The following is a 22,552-nucleotide window of genomic DNA, read 5'->3' on the forward strand; positions in this document are numbered from 1 at the left end:
CCATACGAAACGCGTCCCAACCACCACCCTCAACCCACCACCACAAAACCAAGCCATCCGAAAACAACCTGTTCACAACTCGGAACCTGTGGAATTCGGCAGCGCGACACACCAACGGCGACCCGAAACCTGACAATTTTCTGAAATCAGCCACATCTTGGACGAAAGTCCAGTAGAACTAGTTACAGTTTTGCTCAAACCGTCACGCACCCCGCTGAATGGAGTTCTACATGGCCCGCCGCTCACTTCGCCACGCAGTAGCAACCACTACATCCCTCGTTCTCATCGCCGCCGGCGTCACTGTTGGACTTGGAGCCTCGGTGGCGCAAGCAGCACCGGCATGCGCGCTCAACCAGTCGGTCACCGACAGTTGGGCCGGTTCCCTCGGGACGCCGTACACCGTCAGCAAGGAGGTTGTCGGCGACGGCAAGGTCGCCCCGGGACAGACGGTCACCTACCTGACAAAGGTTTCCGGTTCGGGAGCACTCGTCAATCAGATCCGCGATTTCCACCCGGCAGGATTCCAGCTGGTCAAGGCTCGCCTGAACGTCAAATGGCTTATCGGCGACCAGAAGTGGGACGACGTCACCAAGACCGTCGTCGTCGGCAACAACTCCGTGGTGGCAAAGGGCGGCGGATGGACCACTGCTGGTGGCGGCATCATCGCATTGGAGACCACCTACAAGGTTCCCGATAACGCAGTTGTCGGCTCTCAGCTCGACAGCGGCGCCGGCACCAACATTGTGCTGGCGGCGGGCGACTGGAACATCAATCCGATGGGCGTGTGCGTCACCATCCGGCAGCCGAACCCCGTCGAGGCGGGCGCCGGAAGCCTCGAGGACATGGGCTTCGGCTCACTCAACTCCGGATCGGGCCAGGTATTCGGTTCCCTCACCGATCCGCAGGGGTCGATGACCAATGTCATCAGCGGTGTCCTGGGCAATGTGCTCGGCAACATGAGCTGACTCAGTTCGAATTAGAAATGGGCCGAGCCACCAGCACATGCTGGTAGCTCGGCCCATTTCTACGTTGCCGAACAAAGCTTTGCCGTCAACCGAGTTCAAGAAATCATCAGCAAATCACCGCGTCAGCTTTCCGCCGTACCGGGCCGGCGTCGTACCGAAGGTTTCCCGAAATGCGGCGATGAACCCGCTACTGGTTCGGTAACCCACCTGCGGGGCAACGTCGTTGACACCCTCACCCCGCGCGAGCATCTCGAGCGACGCATACATTCGGGCGCGAGTCCTCCACTGTCCGAAGGTAATCCCGGTATCGGCGACAAAGGCACGCATCAAAGTCTTGGAACTGACCCCGAGTTCACCCGCCCACTCCCCTAATGTTCGCGAGTCTGCCGGATCGGCAAGGATGCGGGCAGAAACCGAACTCGCCGCAGCATTGCGAGGAACCGCGAGGACGTCGTGCCGTTCGGGCGCGGCAGCAAGAATGTCGTAGAGCAACTCCTGACTCATCAACCGCCGAGCATCGTCGATGGTCCGATCTGCGAGATGGCGCAGCAATTGAGCGGACAGAGCATCGACTTCGAGAACCAGTGGCTGAGTCCACCTGGGCCCGCCAGGGCGTAGATCCGGACGCGCATAGGCCGCGATCATGCATCCCGCCGACAGAAGCGTCATGTCGTGGAGAACGGTGCCCGGCAACCAGACCAAGTGCTCGCTGTGCAGGTGCCACACGTTGCCCCCGGCAGTAATCTGCATCGTCCCTTCACTCATCCAGGCGATCTGATGCTCCGGGTGGCGGTGAGCCCCGTACGCGGTCACGGCCTCCACGACGTTGGTGTAGACCTGAAAATCTTTGAATGTCCGTCCGCGACTATCGGGCAGCGCTAGCAAGGACTTTGGGCGAGTCGAGTACTCGATAGTGGACATTTTGCGTCTTTCTGGGCGTATCCGAGTCCATCCTGAAGGATGGACCGACGATCCTGCAAAGGTTAGCCTCACTTTATTGCTGACGCGACCAGCTCAGCACTTCATGCGGAACTCAGATCACTTCGCCCACCACTTCGAAGGAGCATGCACGTGCCCTCACGTAGCACCCGAATCCTCGCCGCCTTATTCACGACGGCCGCGATCATCGGGTTCTCGACCGCCTGTGGAACCTCGCAAGGCGTCGACACCGCATCAGCGACCCAGAGCAACGACGCATTCCCCGTGACGATCGAGCACGCACAGGGTTCGACGACAATCGATGCCGAACCGCAGCGGGTAGTGACACTCGGATACACCGATCACGAACCACTGCTCGCCTTGGGAGTCGAACCCGTAGGCATGGCCGAATGGTGGGGGTCCGGCATGGATGAAAGCTGGCCGTGGACGAAGAATTACTGGAAGGGGAAAACTCCGACCTACATCAACAGCGGCGGAGACTTCAACTTCGAGCAAATCGCCTCCCTCGCACCAGATCTGATCCTCGCGCTGTACGCCGACATCGACACGGAAACCTACAAGAAGCTGACCTCGATTGCGCCGACTGTCGCGCAGAGCAAGGACTACGACGCGTACACAACGCCGTGGACCGACATGACGCTCACCGCCGGGCGCGCCCTCGGCAAAGGACCACAAGCTCAGCAACTGATCACGGATACCGAAAACGCGTTTGCCGCCGCCCGCGCTGCACACCCGGAGTTTGCCGGGCAAACCGCAACGATCGTCAACCTCGACACTCCCGAGGGCTACGTGTTCTCGTCGCACGATCCACGCGGCATTTTCCTCTCGTCACTCGGGTTCACCCTCCCCGCGACCGTCGACGCATTCGTCGGCGATCAGTTCGGCGACTGGATGCCGAACGAGCGATACGACATCCTCGAACCCGTTGATCGTTTGATCGTGATGGCCGACCCGGAGGGAGAGAAGGCCCTCGCCGGCAACACGCTCTACCAGCGACTACCCGCCGTGAAGAGCGGAAATGCGATGGTCGTGCGGTACACCGCAGATCCACCCGTCGGCGCGGCGATGTCCGGCAATACCGTCCTGAGCATTCCGTATGCCATCGACCAACTGACAGCCACGTTGTCGAAGTAAACTACAGGGCAGGTATCGAAAATATGTTCGAAGAGTGTTAGCCTCGGGGTCAGGAAGCACTCACGGACATCGAGGATCACCATGGACGAGGTACCGGACACCGCGTTAGATCTGGCTCGACTGGTCGACGAGCTGACGGTTCTCGACCAGCGACGCGTCGACATCGGCGAGAGTTTGGTTCATCTCGAGTACCTCTACTCCCAGATGGGCGCACGGCAACAAGCAGATGCTGCCCGAAAAGCCTTCCAGGAGAAGTACGTCGGACGAATCTACGAACTCGCAGACGGCCTGCGAACCTGAAAAGGGGTTGCACACAACCACTGACCGAGCGCATGGTCATTCCTGCACGACACACCGGACCGATCGGTTCGGCTGTGAACTATGTGGGAGAAATCTGATGGAGAAGATCACCAAGAGGCTGTGGAACTGGGCATCGATACTCGACGAGAACACTCGCGAGCAAGCGCTGCGTACGTCCCAGATGCCTTTTGTCCGTCCACATCTGGCGCTTATGCCGGATGCGCACCTCGGTGCGGGAGCGACGGTGGGTTCGGTCATTCCGACGGAAGGCGCAATCATGCCCGCCGCCGTCGGAGTCGATATCGGCTGCGGAATGATCGCGGTCAAAACCCAGTTCAGCGCACGCGACCTTCAAGGCCGCGACCTGACCGTACTTCGCCACAGCATCGAACGCTCCGTCCCGCTCTCGGCAGGTGTCTACAACAAGACGCTGAGCGACACGGCGAAAATCCGCATCGCAGAACTCGAGGCGATGGCGGGCGATCGCCTGTCCTTCTACGACAAGTTCAAGAACGACTGGAGGTTTCAGCTCGGAACGCTGGGCTCTGGTAACCACTTCATCGAGGTGACGCTCGACGAGAGCGACGGCGTCTGGCTGTTCCTGCACTCGGGAAGCCGCGGTATCGGAAACAAGCTCGCGCAGCATCACATCAAGATCGCCAAGGACTTGTGCGAGCGGTGGTACATCAACCTTCCCGATCCGGATCTTGCCTACCTGGTCGAGAAGACGCCCGAATTCGACTCGTACATCACCGATCTCAACTGGGCTCAGCACTTCGCTCTGCTCAACCGCGAAGAGATGATGGACCGCGTCGTGAAGGACTTCGCGCACTTCATGGGAGACGGCAAACCCGCGATCATCGACGAAGTCGAGCGGATCAACTGCCACCACAACTTCACCCAGAAGGAGTTCCACATGGGCAGGGGTGTGTGGCTGAGCCGTAAGGGTGCGATCAAGGCAGACGAGGGCACGCCCGGGCTCATCCCCGGTTCGATGGGGACGGCGAGTTACGTCGTCGTCGGGAAGGGAAACGTACCGTCGTTCAAGTCCAGCCCCCACGGCGCGGGTCGGGTGTACGGACGTAACCAGGCACGCAAGACCTTCACCATCGAAGATCTCGACAAGGCAATGGTCGGCATCGAATACAAGCGTTCCGCGGCGTTCCTCGACGAGATCCCGGGTGCGTACAAGGACATCGACGTCGTGATGGACGACGCGAAGGACTTGGTCGAGATTCGACACACGCTGCGTCAGATTGTGAACGTCAAGGGCAACTGACCCCGCACAACTCCGCGAAATACGAAGTGCCCCGCCGATATCGGCGGGGCACTTCGTTGTCGAGATCAGTCCGGCAAGCGCAGATCAGTCAGGAAGGCGCAGATCCGGCTTGTCCAGCTCTTCGATGTTGACGTCCTTGAAGGTCACGACGCGTACGTATTTCACGAATCGCGCCGGGCGGTACATGTCCCACACCCAGGCGTCGGACATCCGCAGCTCGAAGTAGATCTCCCCGTCTGAATTGTGGGGCAGCAACTCGACCGTGTTGGCCAGGTAGAAACGTCGTTCGGTCTCCACGACGTAGGAGAACTGTCCGACGATGTCCCGGTATTCACGGTAGAGCGACAGCTCCATCTCGGTTTCGTACTTCTCGAGATCCTCGGCACTCATCGGTTTAGCCAGTCCTCCCAGTTCGTCTGAACGTCCATCATCCCGTACGGCCCGCGCGTTGTTCCAACCGGACTCCCGCAGCCACCACGTTGGCATAGGTCATGCGGTGCTCAGGGCACGGCCCCAGCTCGTCGAGTGCGTCCATGTGCAGTGGCGTGCTGTATCCCTTGTGAATCGCGAAGCCGTATCCCGGATGAGTGTCGTCCATCTCGGTCATCACACGATCTCGGGTCACCTTCGCGAGAACGCTCGCCGCGGCGATGCATGCAGCGGCGCCGTCACCGCCGATGACCGGTAGCGACGGAGCCGTCAGACCCGGAACCCGGAATCCGTCGGTGAGAACGTAGCCCGGTTCGAGGTCGAGGCCCGCAACTGCTCGTCGCATCCCCTCGATGTTGGCGACGTGGATGCCGATCTGATCGACTTCCGCAGCGGGAACAGAGATGACACTCCACGCCAACGCCAAGCGCTTGATCGCCGGGAAAAGCTCCTCGCGCGCACGTTCGGTCAGCTTCTTCGAATCGTCGAGCCGCGCGAGGGCTGCTTGCGGTTTCGGCGCCAGGACACACGCTGCAATGACAAGTGGACCAGCGCACGCTCCGCGCCCGGCCTCGTCGACGCCGGCCACCGGACCGAGTCCGGTTCGCGCCAACGCAGACTCCATCGTCCGCAGACCTGCCGATCTGCGAATGACAACGCGAGGGGGCCAACTACTCACTGTCTCTGCCTACTCGGAACTACGCGAATCCATGTGTGCGGTCCGACAACTCAGTTGCCCTGAATATCAGGCGCATCGATGCCGCCCATTCGCGACGGGGGAAGAACGATGAAACGAGCTTGACCGATGATGTTGTCGATCGGGACGGTTCCCTGGAACTCGTCGTCGACGTGGTAGCGCGAGTCGGCGGAATTGCTGCGGTTGTCACCCATGACCCATACGTGGCCCTCGGGAACGGTGATCGGTCCGAAGCAGCGGCCCGACTTCAATTCGGTGTCACACGTTTGCGTTCCCGGAGTGAACGGGAAATCCATCTTGATGTACGGCTCGTCGAGCGGCTTGCCGTCGACCAGGACTCGGCCCTGCTCGTCGCAGCATTCGACGGTCTGGCCGCCGGTAGCGATCACTCGCTTGACCAAGTCGTTCTCGTCCGGCGGAACGAGGCCGACCCACGAACCGACCTCTTGAATGCCGCGGACGACAACGTTGTCGGACCGATTGGACACATATTTCGTGTTCCACGAATCGGGTCCCTTGAAGACGACGACGTCGCCGGGTTCCGGATCGCCGAAGCGGTATCCGATCTTCTCCACCACGATGCGGTCACCGGTACATCCCGCACAGCCGTGCAGTGTCGGTTCCATCGACTCGGATGGGATGAGAAAAACTCTGAAGACAAATGCCTGAAGGACGATGCTGAGTACCAGCGCTACGCCGATCAGAACAGGGAGTTCTCGCAGAAACGATCGCTGTTTCTTCTGCGGCCGATGTGAGGTCGGTTCCGCGGAACCGCTTGATCCCTCGTGATTCTCGGGTCCGGACGACAATGCCTGCTCCTTCGAAGAATCTGCCACAGAAACCAGATTAGCCCGACACCGCGCGTGCGCGGTGCCGGGCTCATCGGAAAGATCAGCGCTTTTCCTTGATCTTCGCCTTCTTGCCACGAAGCTCACGGAGGTAGTACAGCTTGGCGCGACGGACGTCACCGCGGGTCAGAACCTCGATGGAGGCCAGCGTGGGGCTGTGAACCGGGAAGGTGCGCTCGACGCCGACGCCGAAGGAGACCTTACGGACGGTGAAGGTCTCGCGAACGCCGCCGCCCTGGCGACGAATAACGACGCCCTTGAAGACCTGCACGCGCTCCTTGGAGCCTTCGATAACCTTGACGTTCACGTTGAGCGTGTCGCCGGGACGGAACTCGGGGATGTCGTCGCGGAGCGACTTTTTGTCCAGGAAGTCCAGGGTGTTCATATGTCATCCTTGTATTTCGCAGGAGCAGAGGAACCGAGCGGCACGCGTTTCGGTCTCCCGAAACGGCGCTCGTCTGGTTCGTGCCCAGATCAAGTGCTGCTGCCTGGTCCAGGCAACCCGTCCATTGTGCCAGACGCGGATACCAGCGGGGAAATCGGTGGCGGCGGAGCTGCGTGGATGGTGTGGTCCAGTTCCTGCTCGGCCGCGGTCATCGCATGTTCGACGCTCGGCGATCCGGCAATCAGATCCTGAACGTAGATCTTGGCCCGGATGACGGGCCGACGCCATTTCCGTTCACGTTCGAGCGCGCGGTTCATCCGTTTCGGCTTGCGCGTGTACCGCCAGCGAGCCCACGGTGCACCCGGCCGGCTCAGGCGGACCGCTCCGATTACCAGCAACGGGAAAACGAACAGACCGACGAGCCCCGTCCAGATCTTCCCCTTGAGAATCACGATGGCTGCCAAGGCGAAGTTGATCAACGCGACGAAAACGAAGACCAACTTGATCCACGGATCGCGTTCTTCACGGAATCCGGCGACGTCGAGAAGTTCGAGCGGGCGGAAACCCAGCAGCACCAGGCCGGTCACGGCGATCGCGACGAAGACCGCATCCACCGAGGTCCGACCTTGTTCGGACCAGTACACATCCTTCAGATAGAAGATCAGTGCGAACTCGTCGAGCACCAACGCCGCACCCATACCGAAGATCGCCGCCAGGACGGCACCGGTGGTCTGCGAACCATCGACGTAGACCGCGATCAACGCACCACCGGAGATCATCATGGCGATCACACCGAACACGACGTGATGCACATGCTGGCCTCCGGGCGCGATGTTGCCCGGCCACCATTTCACTTGCGCGCGAATCATCCGGACGCTGAGGCGGATGAAAAGGAAGGCGGACAGGAACCCGAGCAGGAAGAACAGCAACGGCAATCGGCCATGGGCGATGATCTCGCGCTCGAGCCACTCCCGCATCACTGTCCTCCCTTCACCGAATTCATGATCCGACCCTGATCGGATTCATACCGCCAACCGACTCGATTGTGACGATACGGACTTCGAAAACCCGGCGGACGGATTTACTTGCCGAAGCCCGCCTTGCGCAGAGCGTCGGCCATCGACCCGGCAGCAGGCGCGCGGTTGTCCGGTCGCTGCTCGCGTCCGCCCTGGCGTCCGCCATTTCCTCGTTGCTGACCCTGCCCCTGACGCTGGCCCTGCGGCTGGCCCTGCCGCTGAGGTTGCCCACCTCGCTGGCCTTCGGACTTGCGGGGCGCTCCCACCTCGTCGTCGAGACGAAGCGTCAGCCCGATGCGTTGGCGTGCCTCGTCCACTTCGAGGACCTTCACCTTGACGACGTCACCTGACTTGACGACCTCGCGTGGGTCCTTGACGAAGTTGTGCGACATCGCCGAGACGTGAACCAGACCGTCCTGATGAACTCCGATGTCGACGAAGGCACCGAAGGCTGCGACGTTGGTGACCACGCCTTCGAGGGTCATGCCGGGCTTGAGATGCGCGACCTTCTCGATACCTGCGGCAAAAGTCGCGGTCTTGAATTCGGGTCGTGGATCTCGTCCCGGCTTCTCCAACTCGGAGATGATGTCGGTGACGGTCGGTAGACCGAATCGCTCGTCGACGTAGTCGGACGCCTTGACCGATCGAAGTGCCTGCGAGTTTCCGATCACGGTGCGCACGTCCCCGCCTGCACTCGCGACGATCTTGCGAACCACTGGATATGCCTCCGGGTGGACGCTCGACGCGTCGAGAGGGTCGTCGCCGTCGGTGATCCGCAGGAAGCCTGCGCACTGCTCGAATGCCTTGGGTCCCAGGCGGGAGACATCCTTGAGACCCTTGCGGGATTTGAACGGACCGTTCTGGTCCCGATGCGCGACGATGCTCTCTGCAAGGGATCCTGCAATTCCGGACACCCGAGCAAGCAGCGGCACGGACGCGGTGTTGACGTCGACGCCGACCGAGTTGACGGCATCCTCGACGACGGCGTCGAGGGAACGCGAGAGCAGCGATTCGGTGATGTCGTGCTGGTACTGACCGACGCCGATCGACTTGGGATCGATCTTGACCAACTCCGCCAACGGATCCTGCAAGCGACGCGCAATGGACACCGCACCGCGAATCGAGACGTCGAGGTCGGGAAGTTCCTGCGACGCGTAGGCCGAAGCCGAGTACACCGATGCGCCTGCCTCGGAGACGACGATCTTGGTCAGGTTGGGCGCGCCGGTCTTCTTGATCAGTTCGGTAGCGAGCGTGTCGGTCTCGCGTGAGGCCGTGCCGTTGCCGATGGCGATCAGTTCGACGCCGTGTTCGGCGACCAGTCCGGCAAGCGTCGCGAGAGCCGCGTCCCACTTGTTCTGCGGCTGGTGCGGGTAAATCGTCTCGTAGGCAACAACTTTGCCGGTTCCGTCGACGACGGCAACCTTCGTTCCGGTGCGGAATCCGGGGTCGAGTCCCATGGTGGGTCGGGCGCCGGCGGGAGCTGCGAGGAGTAGATCCTTGAGGTTGGTGGCGAAGACGTCGACGGCGTCCTTTTCGGCCGACTGCCGCAGACGCATCCGAGTGTCGATACCGAGCGTGACGGCGAACTTCGTCTTCCACGCCCACTTGACGGTGTCGAGAAGCCACCCGTCGGCGGCCCGACCACGGTCGGCGATCTCGAACCGCGACGCGATGCGGCCTTCGTAGACCGTGCGCTCCCCCGGCGCGAGTTCTTCGGTGTCTGCCGCCATGTTGAGCGACAGCACTTCTTCCTTCTCGCCGCGCAGGACGGCGAGGATGCGGTGCGAGGGCAATTTGGAGAACGGTTCCGAGAACTCGAAGTAGTCAGCAAACTTCGAGCCATCGGTTTCCTTGCCCTTGCGGACCGAGGAGACGACCTGGCCGCGATTCCACATCAGCTCACGCAATTCACCGACCAGATCGGCGTCCTCGGCGAAGCGCTCGACGAGGATCGACCGGGCACCGTCGAGCTGCTCGTCCGAATACTTCGCGGGATCGGTGGTGGGATCTCCGATGAGAGCATCGGCGACGGGCTCGTGGCCGGCCTCGCGGGCGATCTGCGCCTTGGTGCGCCGCTTCGGCTTGAAGGGGAGGTAGATGTCCTCCAGCCGCGCTTTCGTCTCGGCCAGCATGATCTGACCGCGCAGTTGATCGTCGAGTTTGCCCTGAGAGTCGATCTCCGTGAGCACGGCGTCACGACGGTCGTCGAGCTCGCGGAGATACCGCAGCCGCTCGTCCAGGAGTCGCAGCTGGGCGTCGTCGAGCGTGCCGGTGACTTCCTTGCGGTACCGGGCGATGAAGGGCACCGTGGCTCCGCCGTCGAGAAGGTCGACTGCTGCTGCAACCTGGCCTTCGCGGACGTCGAGTTCCTCGGCAATGCGCTGGTTCACGGTCTTGAGAATCACGAGATCCGACCCTACCGCTATCCTGAGACAAGAAGATCGGCAACAGTGCCGTGTCAGGGCTACCGGGGGAAACAAATGAGTACGCGGTACGTCCGGATTGCCGCAATGGTGGCCGCAGTTACTTTTGCGGCTTCGTGCAGCGGTGGACAGAACCCGGATGATCCGATGCAGACCCCCGCCTTTCCCGACACCAATGTTCCGGTAGCCGAGACCCTCGACGGCCGTCTGGGACAGGCTCAGGTGGCTGCGCTCGGGCGTGGTGCGGACGTCTCCATCGCCATCCTCGACCGCTCCTCGGACAAGTACCTCGACGTCGCCGGTGACCAGCAGATCGAAACAGCCTCGGTGGCAAAACTTTTCATCGCCGAGGATCTACTTCATCAGGATGCGCGCGGTGAGCGACCCATCACGGACGACGATCGCACCCTCATGGCGGCGATGCTCGAATCCTCCGACGACACCGCAGCCAACCTCCTGTGGGACGAGGTCGGCGGCCAAGAGGTGATCACCCGCGTCGCCGAGCGTTACGCACTGACCGCGACGACGCCGCCCTGGGACGGAATGTGGTGGAACACCGAGACCACGACACGTGACCTGGTCACCTTCTACAGCGGTGTCCTCGACGACTCCGATCAACTCGGACCTGAACGGGTCGAGCAGTTCGTCGAGTACCTGCGGCAATCCACTCCCGAAGGAACCGACGGTTACGACCAGAGATTCGGCCTGCCCGAGGCCTTGTTCGGCGAGCCCGTCATAGGAGTCAAACAGGGCTGGATGTGCTGTGTCGAGGACAAGTGGATCCATCTGTCCACCGGCATCGTCGGTGACGACAACCGATACATCATCGCGATCGGTTCGCGAGAAGACGTCCAGTACACGGACGAGGACAGCTTCTATCCCGACACCTCGTTCACCGATGCCGTCGACGACGAAAGTGCATTGCACGCTCGCGACACGGTCACCGGCGTCACGCAGATTCTCTTCCCGAGCGGAAGCATCGACGACTGGGCAGCGGCATCCACGACCGCGGATTCGGCGATGCCCGAAGCTTCCGGGCCCTGATTCGATCCACGCGGTCGTGTTCGTCCTCAAGCCTGCTTGTACTCGAGCACCGAACCGATGACGCGGTCCTGTTGTTCGAACGTAAGCATGGGCCACAGCGGCAGTCGAAGGATCGACGCGGAGAACTCGGCACTACGCACGCACGGCTGCGGTGTTCGTCCGTAGCGCACACCGGCCGCACTCGTATCGAGCGGAACGTAGTGGAACGGCGCCACGATTCCGTCACCGGCAAGGTGCCGAATCAAGCCGTCACGGCTCTCTTCGGTCGGCATCTTGAGATAGAACAGGTGCGCAGTGTGCTCGCGATCATCGGGCACCGCCATGGGCACGACACCGTTCGCGGCCGCCCACTCGCCCAGACTCACGCTGTAGGCGTCCCAGACGCGATGCCTCGCCGCCTGAATCGCGTCGAACTCGGAGAGTTGTGCGTCGAGGACGGCGGCATTGAGTTCACTGGGCAGATAACTCGACCCGATGTCCTGCCACGAATACTTGTCGACCTGCCCGCGCAGGAAACGCGCACGGTCGGTCCCCTTCTCACGGATGATTTCGGCGCGAGTCATCAACTGATCGTCGGAGAGCAACAGCGCGCCGCCCTCACCGCAGTGAACGTTCTTGGTGTCGTGAAAACTCTGCGTTCCGATAGTTCCGATGGTGCCGAGCGAGCGCCCGCGCCACTTTCCGCCGAGCCCGTGGGCGTTGTCTTCGATCAACGCAACGCCGTGGAGTTCCGCGAGGTCGAGGAGAGGTTCCATGTCCGCGGCGACTCCGCCGTAATGCATGACCAGTACAGCTTTGGTGCGTTCGGTGATCGCCGCCGCGACGCACGCCGGGTCGATGTTGCCGGTACTCGGATCGATGTCGACGAAAACAACAGTGGCCCCGCGCAACGCGACGGCGGTCGCCGCCGAACTGAACGCGAAGCTCGGAACTATTACCTCGTCGCCCGGGCCCAATTCGAGCAGCAGCGCACCCAATTCGAGTGCATGCGTGCACGAGGTGGTCAGCAGAGCATGCGTGGATCCGGTGATCGCCTTGAGCGCTGCAGTCGCGGACTTGGTGAAACGTCCGTCACCGTGAATGTGGTCGGACTCCAGAACCGTTGCCAGATTCGACAATTCGTTCGATGCCCGATAGGGGCGGGAGAAGATGATGCGATCAGTGCTCACGACTACGCCGATCGATCGAGGTTCCGGGCCGCGGGGAGTCGACAGTCAGATACAGCGGCTTTCCGACAAGGACGTGCAGTGCCACACCGAGATATTCGGCAATGAGCCCGAGCGAGAACAGGATCGCACCCGAACAGACCAGCAGCGCCATGATGATCGACGCCCATCCTTCGGGATCATTGTTGTCGCCGGTCATGGCCCCGATGAAGATCACCGCGGCCATGATCACACCGGCCGACGCCAGGGTGACTCCGAGCAGGCTGACCAGACGCAGACCGCGTGTTCCGCTACACAACACCATCTTCCAGAACAACGAGAACAAACGGCGGTAGTTGTACCCGGATTCTTCGCGGCCTTCGGCTCGAAGTGTCACCGGCGCCGTGGCCGTGTTACCGACAACCCACGTCAGCGCAACGTCCAGATACACGCCGTTGGCCGCGACGCCGGCCAACTGTCGGCCGATGTCACCGCGGATCAGGCGGTAACTTTCGAATCTCGTCGAATCAGGGAACGCGAATACCGTCGCCAAGACGATCTTTGCGCCGCGCGAGGTCAGGTTCCGCAAGAATCCGTGCGGGCGTGTGTTCGTGGGTTTGGAATACACGAGATCGGATCGCTCCGTCAGCGCGGTGTCGAGGAAAGCCCCGATGTGCACCGGGTCGTGCTGGCCGTCCTCGTCCATCGTCACGATCCACTGTCCAGTTGCAGCGGCCATGCCGGCGATGGTCGCCGCGTCCTGGCCGTAGTTGCGGCTGAGCCACACGACACGCACCTGCTCGAAACGGCGCTCCAATTCGAGTAACACGACGTCGGAGCGGTCCGGGCCGTTGTCGTGAACCAGCATGATCTCGTCGACGGAGAACTGCGCACCACCGGGCGTCGCACTCGGTGTGCCCAGGCCGTCCAACTCCTCGACGAGCGCCGTGATCGTCTTTTCGCCCTGATAAACGGGCACTACGACGGAAATCGAGTGCACTCGCTTCCACTCCCTTCAGGGGGCTCGACTGGCGCCGAGAGACAGGCACGATCGGGCCCACACCGTCGCGAACTTTAACACGCAGAGATGTCTTGACTTCGGATGCCGGCGGCGCGTGACGCGCTCGCGTCTCCGTACGCCCCACCTGCCCTGTTAAGGTCTGGAACTCGTGGTGGAAACTCGCACTCTCGCCCGGGCAGACGTGTACAAGTGGGGCGCCGTCACGGCGATCGGTGTCATCGCCGGTTATCTGGCCGTGGTGCTCGCGAATGCTCGTCACTTCTACACCGACGACACCGAGTCCCAATACGCGCCGCTGTGGGTCATGCTCGGCCGCAGTCTGCGAGAAGGACACCTCCCGGTGCTCGTCCCCGAGAACTGGATGGCGGGCAACTACGCGATCGAGGAAGCAGGCCTTCTCAATCCACCGCAACTCCTGATCGACCTGATCGCACCGTCCTTCGACAACCTGGCGTTGTACGCGACGATCGTGAAGTTGATCTTCGCGATCATCCTTGCACTCGGCGTCTATCGGATCTGCCTCGAGTACGGCTCGAAGCCCACGTGGGCTGCCGTCGCCGGCGTCTCGATTCCGTTCACCGGTTTCCTGCTGTTCTTCGACTCGGCCAGTTGGATGACTGCCTTCACCGGCACTGCCTGGATGGTTCAGGCGTGGGCGTCGGCAATCCGCTACGCCCGAGGTAAGAGCGGTCCGATCCCGACCTTCGTGTTCTTGTATCTCGCGATGTCGGTCCAATATGTTTTCCCCGCAGTCGAATCCGGCTTGATGATCGGCGCGGTCGCAATCGGCGAAGTTGTCTATCAGCGGCGTTGGCTGCCGTCACTGCGGCTTCTGGCGGTGTCCGCGTGTGCCGCTCTGGCCGGTCTCGCGACGTATCTGCCGAGCCTGCTCACCGCGGACGTCACCTGGCGCGGTGCATCCGAAGTCAAGAACGATGCATTCCTCGCCGTCCCGTGGTCGGAATCGCTGAACGCGAGCCTGCCGAGCACGATGCCCGCGTTCACCTCGTGGTGGGGATACATCCAGACCATGCCCATGGTCTACATCGCCTGGTTCCTCATACCCGCCCTGGCATTCATCGACTGGGGCAAGGCACGCGCCGCGGCACGCGAATTGACCGCCGTCGGGATCTTCACGGTCGCCGTCCTCATGTGGACTGCCGGGCCGAGCACGATCGGCCCACTGCGGTGGCCCGCGCGCGTACTTCCGATGGTGGCCATCGGACTCCTGCTTCTGGTGTGCATCCTGCTCGGGCGTTACGCCACGACCGACAAGTTGCGCGGGCGCTGCGTTGCAGCGGGAATCCTCGTGGGCCTGCTTCTGATTCGGTCAGCCTCGGCAGCTCCCGGGCTCGCGAAATGGCATGTGATCTCAGCCCTGCTCGTTGCCGCACTCGGCGCCGCGATGGTCTGGCTCGGCCGTACCAAAGGCACTGCTTTCGCATGCCTCGTAGCGATCGTCGCGGTCTCCCCCATCGCCTACGCCCAGGTTCGGGCCGCGCAACCAACCCCGATGAGCTGGAACCTGCCCGAATCCCGCTCGGAGATGAAAGAGGCCTTCCCCGACTTCGAAGGCACGACACTGCAACTGGGCGACCGTGCACTCATCGCCCCCGGGGACAAAACCCTCGACGGAGCGTACGGTTCCCTGGCTTTCGGCAACTACCCCAAAGACCTCGAACTGACCTACACCAGCGGCTACACCCCCAACGGGCACTTCTACTTCGGTGATCTGCTCTGCATGCGCTGGGACATGAGCGTCTGCCCCGACGCCTTTCGGCGCGCATTCACCGTCGAACCCACCACCGGCCGCACCATCGTCGACCTGATGAACGTGGACCGCGTCGTACTTCAGAACGCTCTCTACCCCGATGCACGCAAGAACCCGGCTCCCGACGGATGGAAATGGGTCGACTACCCCGGACACGAGAACTACATCTCGGTACTCGAACGCGTCGACGGCCCCGTCTCGACACGCAACGGACGCATCGCCGACGCCCACGGCGTCGAGGCTACGTCGATCGCGGAATCGAACATGTCGAGCACCCTTCGTGTCAGTTCGGAGACCGGCGGCAAGGTTGTGTTCGCACGGCTCGGCTGGCCCGGATATCGGGCGAGCATCGACGGTCAGCCTGTCCCGATCGACGTCGTCGCGAAGTCCTTTGTCACCGTGGACGTTCCAGCCGGTACGAAAGACGCGGAACTTGTCCTGACGTGGCGTCCCCCGGGATGGAAGGTCGGCGGCGCTTCGATGGTCGCCGGAGTCCTCGGACTCGGCGTGCTCGAGTGGATGTATCTGCGGACCCGACGCAAGGACGGGATCAACACCGTGAAAACCGAGTCTTCATGACCGAAGACATCGCATCACCCGAGAACCCCGGCCCACTGCTTCGCGTGGTCAAGCATCAGCCCATCGCATTTGCCATTGTCGGAGTGGCTAATACGGCGATCGGATACGTGCTCTTCGTGGTCTGGTCACTGATCCTCGACAACAAGGATCTGTATCAAGTGGCTGTGATCGGCGCGTACTCCATCAGCGTGCTCATCGCTTTCGTTCTGCATCGGACTCTGGTTTTCCGCGTCCGCGGACATGTGGCACGCGACCTGGGAGCGTTCATCGTCGTCAATTCCGGTGGCCTGGTGCTGAATCTGATACTCGGAACAATCGCGGTGTCGATTCTGCATGCCCCGCCGCTTCCCGCCCAGGCGGTTGTCATGTTGATCGTTGCGGGTGTGAGCTTCTTCGGTCATCGATACTTCTCGTTCCGCCGCAAACCTGCCGAACGGCACTGACCTTCTACGATTCGCGGGGTAGCGCTCGATCCACCGCTGCCTCGACGATCGTCCGAATATCTTCCTCTCCGAACAGGTTCGGCAATGTGAGGCGATCCAGTGCGAGCCAGTTCAGCGACAAATAGAGCAGGCGAACGGTCATCGCATCACCCGGCACGCCCGACGCCAGATGATTGGCTACGTTCAGATCGAAGTCTTCTCGGATGCGGACGGTCAGCACCGCTCGCAGGTCCGGTCGACGCGTCGCCTCCAGTCGCAACTCCATGAGCGCGAGGAAACCCGTTCCGAACGAGGTGACGCGCTCGACCACGTCGAGCATGAGCGTCACCAGGCGCTCACGATCGGTGCCGTTGACGGGATCGATCATCCCTTCGAGGTCCTCCGGAATCAGTCGCTCGTAGATCCGGCCACCCGCTTGAGTGAGCAGGTCGTCGCGATTGGAGAAGTAGTTCGACGCTGTCCCGTTCGGCACTGCTGCCTGGGCGTCGACGGCTCGAAACGTCAAGCCTCGAGCACCCTCTCGGGCCAACACCTCGATTGCCGCGTCGATCAGGGCAAGCCGGCGTTCCGGGTTCTTTCGCACTTGACATCACTCCTGACACGGCCCTAGGTTAAACCACTACAAACATAGTACTACGAACGGAGCGCTATATGCGAAAGCTTGTGTACTACGTGGGAGCGTCCCTCGACGGATACATCGCGGGGCCTGGTGGCGAATTCGATTTCCTCGCGGTCTCCGAACAGATCACGGCCAGGATATGCGATCGATATCCTGAAACCGTGCCAACGCATGTGCGGCCCGCTCTCGGAATCGAGGACGCGCCCAACAGGACCTTCGACACGGTCGTCATGGGCCGCGGCTCCTACGAGCCCGGGCTGGCCGCCGGAGTGAAAAGCCCCTTCGCGCACCTGCGTCAGTTCGTCGTCTCCACAACCATCCCTGACGCCGAGGATCCCCCCGTCACCATCGTTCGCGCCGATCCGCTCGGGGTAGTCAGATCTCTCAAAGAGGAAGAAGGACAAGATATCTGGCTGTGTGGCGGCGGAACTCTCGCCGGCGAACTACTACCGGAGATCGACGAGTTGATCATCAAGAGGTATCCGGTAGTCGCCGGCGCAGGCATACCGATGATCAGAGGTAACTTCGAGCCGACACTGTTCACACCGACTGCAACCGAATCGCTCGACGACGGCGCAAGCATCACCTGGTTGAAGCGAAATACCTAAGGAAGAAGATCCGGTCGACGCTCGGCCGTGCGCTGCAGCGACTGCTCATGGCGCCACGCTTTGATCTTCGCGTGATCACCGGAGAGAAGCACCGGCGGAACTTCGAGGTCGCGCCACACAGCCGGGCGAGTGTAGCTAGGCCCTTCGAGAAGGCCGTCGGAGAATGAATCCTCTTGGTGTGACAGCTGATTGCCGAGAACGCCGGGCATCAGTCGCACGACAGCCTCGACCATCACCAGCACCGCTGCTTCGCCGCCGATCAGGACATAATCGCCGATGCTGACTTCTTCGACTCTGACCCGCTTGGCGGCGTCGTCGAAAACCCGTTGATCGATACCTTCGTATCGGCCGCAGGCGAAGACGAGGTGCTTGGCGTTGGACCAGCGGTGCGCGGTCTCCTGGGTGAACGGAACGCCGGCGGGAGTGGGCACCACCAGAATGGTCTCGGCATCATCGGGGCCGGAAGAATCGGAGCGCCCGATCACGTCGTCCAGTGCCGGGCCCCAGACGGTTGGTTTCATGACCATGCCGGGTCCGCCGCCGTACGGAGAATCGTCGACGGCTTTGTGTACGTCATGGGTCCACGACCGCAGATCGTGGACGTCGACCGAGATCAAGCCGCGTTCGATTGCCTTGCCCAGCAAGGCAGCACGAAGCGGTTCGAGATACTCGGGAAAGATGGTGACTACATCGAGACGCATGACAAGCGATCAGTCGCTGTCGGCGTTCGAATTGTCGCTGTTCGACTTGTCACCGAAGTCCGGGTCGAGCAGTCCCTCGGGGGGCTCGATCACCACGACGCCGTCGGCGATCGACACCGAGGTGACGATGGCTGCGACAAACGGGATCAGCAATTCACCGGACGTCTCACCGGCGCGGCGAATCGATAGCAATTCACCTGCGGCGGAATGCAATACCTCGATGACCGAACCGATCTCGGTGCCGTCCGTGAGGACGACCTTCAGTCCTTCGAGTTCGTGATCGTAGAACTCGTCCGGATCATCCGAAGGCTCGAGTTCGGAACTGTCGATGACAAACAGTGTGCCGCGCAACGCATCTGCGTCGCCACGGTCACTGACGCCTTCGAGGCGCAGCAGAAGCCGCCCGGAATGATCCCGGGCGGCTTCCACTGTGTACGACTTCAGTGTGGACTCGCGCGGCTTGCGCCCACGCAGCACGGAACCTACGGCAAAACGATCCTCGGGCTCGTCTGTACGAACCTCGACTACCAATTCACCTTTGATGCCATGCGACTTCGCGACACGACCGACTACGAGTTCCACCTGTTTACTGCCGTCTACTGATCGGTGTCGACGACATCAACACGGATACCGCGGCCACCGATGCCGGAGACCAAGGTCCGCAGAGCGGTCGCAGTGCGACCACCCCGACCGATGACCTTGCCGAGATCGTCTGGGTGCACGTGCACCTCGACGGTCCGTCCCCGACGTCCGGTGATCAGCTCGACGCGCACATCGTCGGGATTGGCGACGATGCCACGCACGAGATGCTCTACCGCATCAGCGACGACGGCACTCACTTGTCAGCAGCCTCGGCGTCTGCAGCGGGAGCCTCGGCGTCAGCCGCGGTGTCTTCTGCCTTGGCCTCGTCAGCCTTTGCAGCCTTCTTCTTCTTGGGGGTGATTGCTTCTGCAACCGGCTCGTTCTCGGCCTGCGCGAGCGCAGCCTGGAAGAGCTCGAGCTTGGTGGGCTTGGCTTCCTTGACGCGCAGGGTGCCTTCGGTGCCCGGCAGGCCCTTGAACTTCTGCCAGTCACCGGTGATCTTGAGGAGTGCCTCGACGGGCTCGGTGGGCTGTGCGCCCACGGACAGCCAGTACTGAGCGCGCTCGGAATCGATGTCGATCAGCGAGGGCTCTTCCTTGGGGTGGTACTTGCCGATGGTCTCGATCGCACGGCCGTCACGACGGGTGCGCGAGTCGGCGATGACAACGCGGTACTGAGCGTTGCGGATCTTGCCGAGGCGGGTGAGCTTGATTTTGACAGCCACAGCTGCAGTTCTCCTTCAGCGCGCACAACAGTGCTGCGCATGTCACGTGCAATTCAGCGACCCACACGATTTGTGAGCCCGGTTTTGCCTCTATCCTGTGACCGTCGCAGCGGTACGTAACCGGTTGCGACGAACAATGGTCCATTGTGCCAGATGGGTGGGCTCGTTCGGAAACCACCCTGTGCGCGCTTCGAGAGTGCGGGGACTCCCTAACCACTCACGGGGGTTCCGCGGAGGATCACACGCACCGGCTTCGCGAGCACATCGGGGTTTCCGCGCGGATCTTCGGAATAAACCACCAGGTCGGCGGGCGCTCCTTCTTCGATCCCCTGCGCACCCAACCAACTCCGCGCGTCCCAGCAGGCTGCGCCCAGCGCCTGATGCGCCGTCAGACCGGCAACTTCGAGTTCGGCGATCTCGTCGGCGATCCGCCCGTGCCTGATCGATCCGCCGGCATCCGTTCCGGCATAGATCGGAATCCCGGCCTCGTGAGCGGCACCGATCGTCCGATGTCGACGAGCGTGCAGATCCCGCATGTGCGCCGCGTAGATCGGATACCGCGTGGCAGAGTCCGCGATCTCGGGGAAAGTAGCGATGTTGATCAGCGTCGGAACCAAGGCCGTGCCGTGAGCGACCATCAACTCGATGGTCGCGTCCGTCAATCCGGTGCCGTGCTCGATGCAGTCGATGCCGGCGTTGATCAGGCCGGGCAGAGCATCCTCGGCAAAGACGTGAGCGGTGACCCTTGCGCCTTCGGCATGGGCGGCAGCGATGGCCTCGACCAGAATCTCGTCGCTCCACAACGGGGCGAGGTCACCGATGGAACGATCGATCCAGTCCCCGACGAGCTTGACCCAACCGTCACCGGCGCGTGCCTGACGCACCACCTCGGCCGGCAACTGAGATTCGTCGTCCAGGTCGACCGGCAGGCCCGGGATGTACCGCTTCGGTGCTGCGATGTGCTGACCTGCGCGAATGATCCGCGGCAGATCGAGGCACTCGTCGATGAACCTGGTGTCGACCGGCGATCCGGCGTCACGAAGCAACAGCACGCCCGCGTCACGTTCGGTCTTCGCCTGCCCCAGCAAGCCGTCGACGGGTTCGCCCCCGCCACCGCCGTAGCGGATACCGACGTGACAGTGCGCATCCACGAGACCCGGTGTGATCCAACCCGATTCGACGATCGTCTCCGCACCGGACACCGGCTCGAAGGAAATCAGCCCGTCAACGATCCACAATTCGATCGGCTCGGCATCGGGCAGACCGATACCCCGCAGATGAAGCGCAGCCACCGGCTACTTCTTGGGCAGCTTGAGCTGGGAGAGATCGATGCCTTCCAGTCCGGGCGGCAACTGATCGAGACCCTTGGGCATGTTCGACAGGTCGGGCATGCCGGCCGGCATTCCGCCGGGCATACCCGGGAATCCGCCCATGCCGGGGAATCCTCCGCGCATCTTGGGCTGCGTCGGGCCCTTGCCGCCCTTCTTGCCCTTCTTGCCCTTCTTGCTGCGAACCTGCTTACGCGCGCCGGGCATGCCCATACGGCCGGCCATGGCAGCCATCATCTTGCGGGCTTCGAAGAAACGATCCACCAACTGGTTGACGTCGGAAACCTTGACGCCCGAACCGTTCGCGATGCGCAGTCGGCGTGAGGCGTTGATGATCTTCGGATCGTCGCGCTCGGCCGGCGTCATACCGCGGATGATGGCCTGAATGCGATCGAGTTGCTTCTCGTCGACGTTGGCAAGCGCGTCTTTCATGCCGCCGGCACCCGGCAGCATACCGAGGAGGTTGCCGATCGGGCCCATCTTGCGGACGGCCATCATCTGATCGAGGAAGTCTTCGAGGGTGAGCTGACCGGAACCGATCTTCGCTGCGGTGGCTTCGGCCTGATCGGCGTCGAAAACCTGCTCGGCCTGCTCGATGAGGCTCAGGACGTCGCCCATGCCGAGGATCCGGCTGGCCATGCGATCGGGATGGAAGACGTCGAAGTCTTCGAGCTTCTCGCCGGTGGAGGCGAAGAGGATCGGCTGGCCGGTGACCTCGCGGACGCTCAGCGCGGCGCCACCGCGGGCGTCGCCGTCGAGCTTGGTGAGGACGACACCGGTGATGCCGACTCCCTCACGGAAAGCGTCGGCCGTGCTGACCGCGTCCTGACCGATCATGGCGTCGAGGACGAAGATGGTCTCGTCCGGGTTGACGGCGTCACGGATACCGGCGGCCTGCGCCATCAGCTCCGAGTCGATACCGAGGCGACCGGCGGTGTCGACGATCACGACGTCGTAATGCTTGTTGCGTGCTTCTTCGACGCCGGCGCGGGCGACCTCGACGGGGTCGGCTGCGGAAACGCCCAGTGCATTCTCGCCGCCGCCGATGGAGGTGCCGGGGTGTGGCGCGAAGACTGCGGCGCCTGCACGCTCACCGACGATCTGAAGCTGAGTGACGGCGCCGGGACGCTGAAGGTCACAGGCGACGAGGAGGGGCGTGTGCCCCTGATCCTTGAGCCACTTGGCCAACTTTCCGGCCAGCGTGGTCTTACCGGAACCCTGCAGACCGGCCAACATGATGACCGTCGGCGGCGTCTTGGCGAACTGCAGTCGACGGGTTTCACCGCCGAGAACCTCGACCAGTTCTTCGTTGACGATCTTGACGACCTGCTGAGCCGGGTTCAGTGCACCCGAGACCTCGGCGCCCTTGGCACGTTCCTTGATCTTGGCGATGAAGCTACGCACTACGGGAAGCGCGACGTCGGCCTCGAGCAGGGCAAGGCGGATCTCGCGGGCCGTAGCGTCGATGTCGGCGCCGGACAGACGACCCTTGCCACGCAGATCCTTGAGAGATCCGGTCAATCTGTCGGAAAGGGATTCGAACACCGAGTGCGCTCCTGAAGGTCGTGCGAG

24 protein-coding genes are annotated in these 22,552 nt (G+C 62.2%); 8 read left to right on the plus strand and 16 right to left on the minus strand.

Features of this window, described 5'->3' with window-relative positions; genetic code table 11:
• Positions 1 to 230: 230 nt before the first annotated feature.
• Positions 231 to 965, plus strand: a complete 735-nt coding sequence (locus tag P3G66_RS06210) for a hypothetical protein (protein ID WP_007734864.1) — start codon at positions 231 to 233, stop codon at positions 963 to 965.
• Between the two features lie 114 nt (positions 966 to 1,079).
• On the opposite strand, the gene P3G66_RS06215 is transcribed toward P3G66_RS06210, so the two are convergent.
• The gene (locus tag P3G66_RS06215) at positions 1,080 to 1,886 is read right to left on the minus strand and encodes an AraC family transcriptional regulator (protein WP_276116315.1); all 807 of its coding nucleotides are present in this window, start codon (positions 1,884 to 1,886) and stop codon (positions 1,080 to 1,082) included.
• A 144-nt stretch (positions 1,887 to 2,030) separates the two neighbouring features.
• On the opposite strand from P3G66_RS06215, the gene P3G66_RS06220 reads away from it, so the two are divergent.
• The 3 genes from P3G66_RS06220 to P3G66_RS06230 all read left to right on the plus strand — a co-directional run bounded on the left by P3G66_RS06220 (position 2,031) and on the right by P3G66_RS06230 (position 4,617).
• Positions 2,031 to 3,038, plus strand: a complete 1,008-nt coding sequence (locus P3G66_RS06220; RefSeq protein WP_276116316.1) for an iron-siderophore ABC transporter substrate-binding protein — start codon at positions 2,031 to 2,033, stop codon at positions 3,036 to 3,038.
• A gap of 81 nt (positions 3,039 to 3,119) precedes the next feature.
• Positions 3,120 to 3,338, plus strand: a complete 219-nt coding sequence (locus P3G66_RS06225) for a hypothetical protein (RefSeq protein WP_003942716.1) — start codon at positions 3,120 to 3,122, stop codon at positions 3,336 to 3,338.
• A gap of 97 nt (positions 3,339 to 3,435) precedes the next feature.
• A complete protein-coding gene (locus P3G66_RS06230; RefSeq protein WP_007734861.1) occupies positions 3,436 to 4,617 on the plus strand; it encodes an RtcB family protein in 1,182 nt (393 codons plus the stop codon).
• Between the two features lie 84 nt (positions 4,618 to 4,701).
• On the opposite strand, the gene P3G66_RS06235 is transcribed toward P3G66_RS06230, so the two are convergent.
• From P3G66_RS06235 to P3G66_RS06260, 6 genes are all read right to left on the minus strand, one after another.
• Entirely contained in the window at positions 4,702 to 5,007 is a 306-nt protein-coding gene (locus P3G66_RS06235; protein ID WP_003942715.1) for a DUF2469 domain-containing protein, read from the minus strand.
• Between the two features lie 37 nt (positions 5,008 to 5,044).
• Positions 5,045 to 5,725, minus strand: a complete 681-nt coding sequence (locus P3G66_RS06240; protein WP_024487346.1) for a ribonuclease HII — start codon at positions 5,723 to 5,725, stop codon at positions 5,045 to 5,047.
• A 50-nt stretch (positions 5,726 to 5,775) separates the two neighbouring features.
• Positions 5,776 to 6,579 carry a signal peptidase I gene (lepB, locus tag P3G66_RS06245; RefSeq protein WP_172403453.1) on the minus strand — a complete coding sequence of 268 codons (804 nt, stop codon included), beginning with the start codon at positions 6,577 to 6,579 and terminating at the stop codon, positions 5,776 to 5,778.
• A gap of 55 nt (positions 6,580 to 6,634) precedes the next feature.
• Positions 6,635 to 6,976, minus strand: coding sequence for a 50S ribosomal protein L19 (gene rplS, locus P3G66_RS06250; protein ID WP_003942791.1), 342 nt, complete (start codon positions 6,974 to 6,976; stop codon positions 6,635 to 6,637).
• Positions 6,977 to 7,065: 89 nt separating this feature from the next.
• Positions 7,066 to 7,953, minus strand: coding sequence for a hypothetical protein (locus P3G66_RS06255; RefSeq protein ID WP_003942742.1), 888 nt, complete (start codon positions 7,951 to 7,953; stop codon positions 7,066 to 7,068).
• Positions 7,954 to 8,057: 104 nt separating this feature from the next.
• Positions 8,058 to 10,397, minus strand: coding sequence for a Tex family protein (locus P3G66_RS06260; RefSeq protein WP_007729297.1), 2,340 nt, complete (start codon positions 10,395 to 10,397; stop codon positions 8,058 to 8,060).
• 75 nt (positions 10,398 to 10,472) lie between these two features.
• Here P3G66_RS06260 and P3G66_RS06265 point away from each other — a divergent pair, with 75 nt between their 5' ends.
• The gene (locus P3G66_RS06265; protein ID WP_007729299.1) at positions 10,473 to 11,459 is read left to right on the plus strand and encodes a serine hydrolase; all 987 of its coding nucleotides are present in this window, start codon (positions 10,473 to 10,475) and stop codon (positions 11,457 to 11,459) included.
• A 26-nt stretch (positions 11,460 to 11,485) separates the two neighbouring features.
• Here P3G66_RS06265 and rffA read toward each other — a convergent pair whose 3' ends face one another.
• Together rffA and P3G66_RS06275 are read right to left on the minus strand one after the other, a co-directional pair.
• Positions 11,486 to 12,628 (minus strand): dTDP-4-amino-4,6-dideoxygalactose transaminase, encoded by a 1,143-nt coding sequence (rffA, locus tag P3G66_RS06270; protein ID WP_003942806.1) that lies wholly within the window; start codon positions 12,626 to 12,628, stop codon positions 11,486 to 11,488.
• The gene (locus tag P3G66_RS06275) at positions 12,618 to 13,604 is read right to left on the minus strand and encodes a glycosyltransferase (RefSeq protein ID WP_276116317.1); all 987 of its coding nucleotides are present in this window, start codon (positions 13,602 to 13,604) and stop codon (positions 12,618 to 12,620) included. The genes rffA and P3G66_RS06275 overlap by 11 nt, the downstream gene beginning before the upstream one ends.
• Before the next feature lie 172 nt (positions 13,605 to 13,776).
• On the opposite strand from P3G66_RS06275, the gene P3G66_RS06280 reads away from it, so the two are divergent.
• Positions 13,777 to 15,975 carry a membrane protein gene (locus tag P3G66_RS06280; protein ID WP_003942788.1) on the plus strand — a complete coding sequence of 733 codons (2,199 nt, stop codon included), beginning with the start codon at positions 13,777 to 13,779 and terminating at the stop codon, positions 15,973 to 15,975.
• On the plus strand, positions 15,972 to 16,418 hold the full coding sequence (locus tag P3G66_RS06285) for a GtrA family protein (RefSeq protein WP_003942705.1): 447 nt from the start codon (positions 15,972 to 15,974) through the stop codon (positions 16,416 to 16,418). The genes P3G66_RS06280 and P3G66_RS06285 overlap by 4 nt, the downstream gene beginning before the upstream one ends.
• 4 nt (positions 16,419 to 16,422) lie before the next feature.
• On the opposite strand, the gene P3G66_RS06290 is transcribed toward P3G66_RS06285, so the two are convergent.
• Positions 16,423 to 17,001, minus strand: a complete 579-nt coding sequence (locus P3G66_RS06290; protein ID WP_003942695.1) for a TetR/AcrR family transcriptional regulator — start codon at positions 16,999 to 17,001, stop codon at positions 16,423 to 16,425.
• 68 nt (positions 17,002 to 17,069) lie between these two features.
• Between P3G66_RS06290 and P3G66_RS06295 the strand changes: the two genes are divergently transcribed.
• Positions 17,070 to 17,645, plus strand: a complete 576-nt coding sequence (locus tag P3G66_RS06295; RefSeq protein WP_276116318.1) for a dihydrofolate reductase family protein — start codon at positions 17,070 to 17,072, stop codon at positions 17,643 to 17,645.
• Here the strand turns inward: P3G66_RS06295 and trmD are convergent.
• The 6 genes from trmD to ffh form a co-directional block, all read right to left on the minus strand.
• Positions 17,642 to 18,346, minus strand: a complete 705-nt coding sequence (gene trmD, locus P3G66_RS06300) for a tRNA (guanosine(37)-N1)-methyltransferase TrmD (protein ID WP_003942745.1) — start codon at positions 18,344 to 18,346, stop codon at positions 17,642 to 17,644. The two genes, P3G66_RS06295 and trmD, sit on opposite strands and share 4 nt — an antisense overlap.
• A 9-nt stretch (positions 18,347 to 18,355) precedes the next feature.
• Positions 18,356 to 18,928 carry a ribosome maturation factor RimM gene (gene rimM, locus P3G66_RS06305; RefSeq protein WP_050656639.1) on the minus strand — a complete coding sequence of 191 codons (573 nt, stop codon included), beginning with the start codon at positions 18,926 to 18,928 and terminating at the stop codon, positions 18,356 to 18,358.
• 14 nt (positions 18,929 to 18,942) lie between these two features.
• Positions 18,943 to 19,185, minus strand: coding sequence for an RNA-binding protein (locus P3G66_RS06310; protein ID WP_003939023.1), 243 nt, complete (start codon positions 19,183 to 19,185; stop codon positions 18,943 to 18,945).
• Complete coding sequence (gene rpsP, locus P3G66_RS06315; protein ID WP_003942818.1) at positions 19,182 to 19,652, minus strand: 30S ribosomal protein S16; 471 nt, start codon at positions 19,650 to 19,652, stop codon at positions 19,182 to 19,184. The genes P3G66_RS06310 and rpsP overlap by 4 nt, the downstream gene beginning before the upstream one ends.
• Before the next feature lie 209 nt (positions 19,653 to 19,861).
• The gene (locus tag P3G66_RS06320; protein WP_276116319.1) at positions 19,862 to 20,944 is read right to left on the minus strand and encodes an amidohydrolase family protein; all 1,083 of its coding nucleotides are present in this window, start codon (positions 20,942 to 20,944) and stop codon (positions 19,862 to 19,864) included.
• 3 nt (positions 20,945 to 20,947) lie between these two features.
• Positions 20,948 to 22,525, minus strand: a complete 1,578-nt coding sequence (gene ffh, locus P3G66_RS06325) for a signal recognition particle protein (RefSeq protein ID WP_003942713.1) — start codon at positions 22,523 to 22,525, stop codon at positions 20,948 to 20,950.
• Between the last annotated feature and the right edge of the window lie 27 nt (positions 22,526 to 22,552).

Source organism: Rhodococcus sp. C3V (assembly GCF_029269915.1).
Taxonomy (GTDB): Bacteria; Actinomycetota; Actinomycetes; order Mycobacteriales; family Mycobacteriaceae; genus Rhodococcus_F; species Rhodococcus_F qingshengii.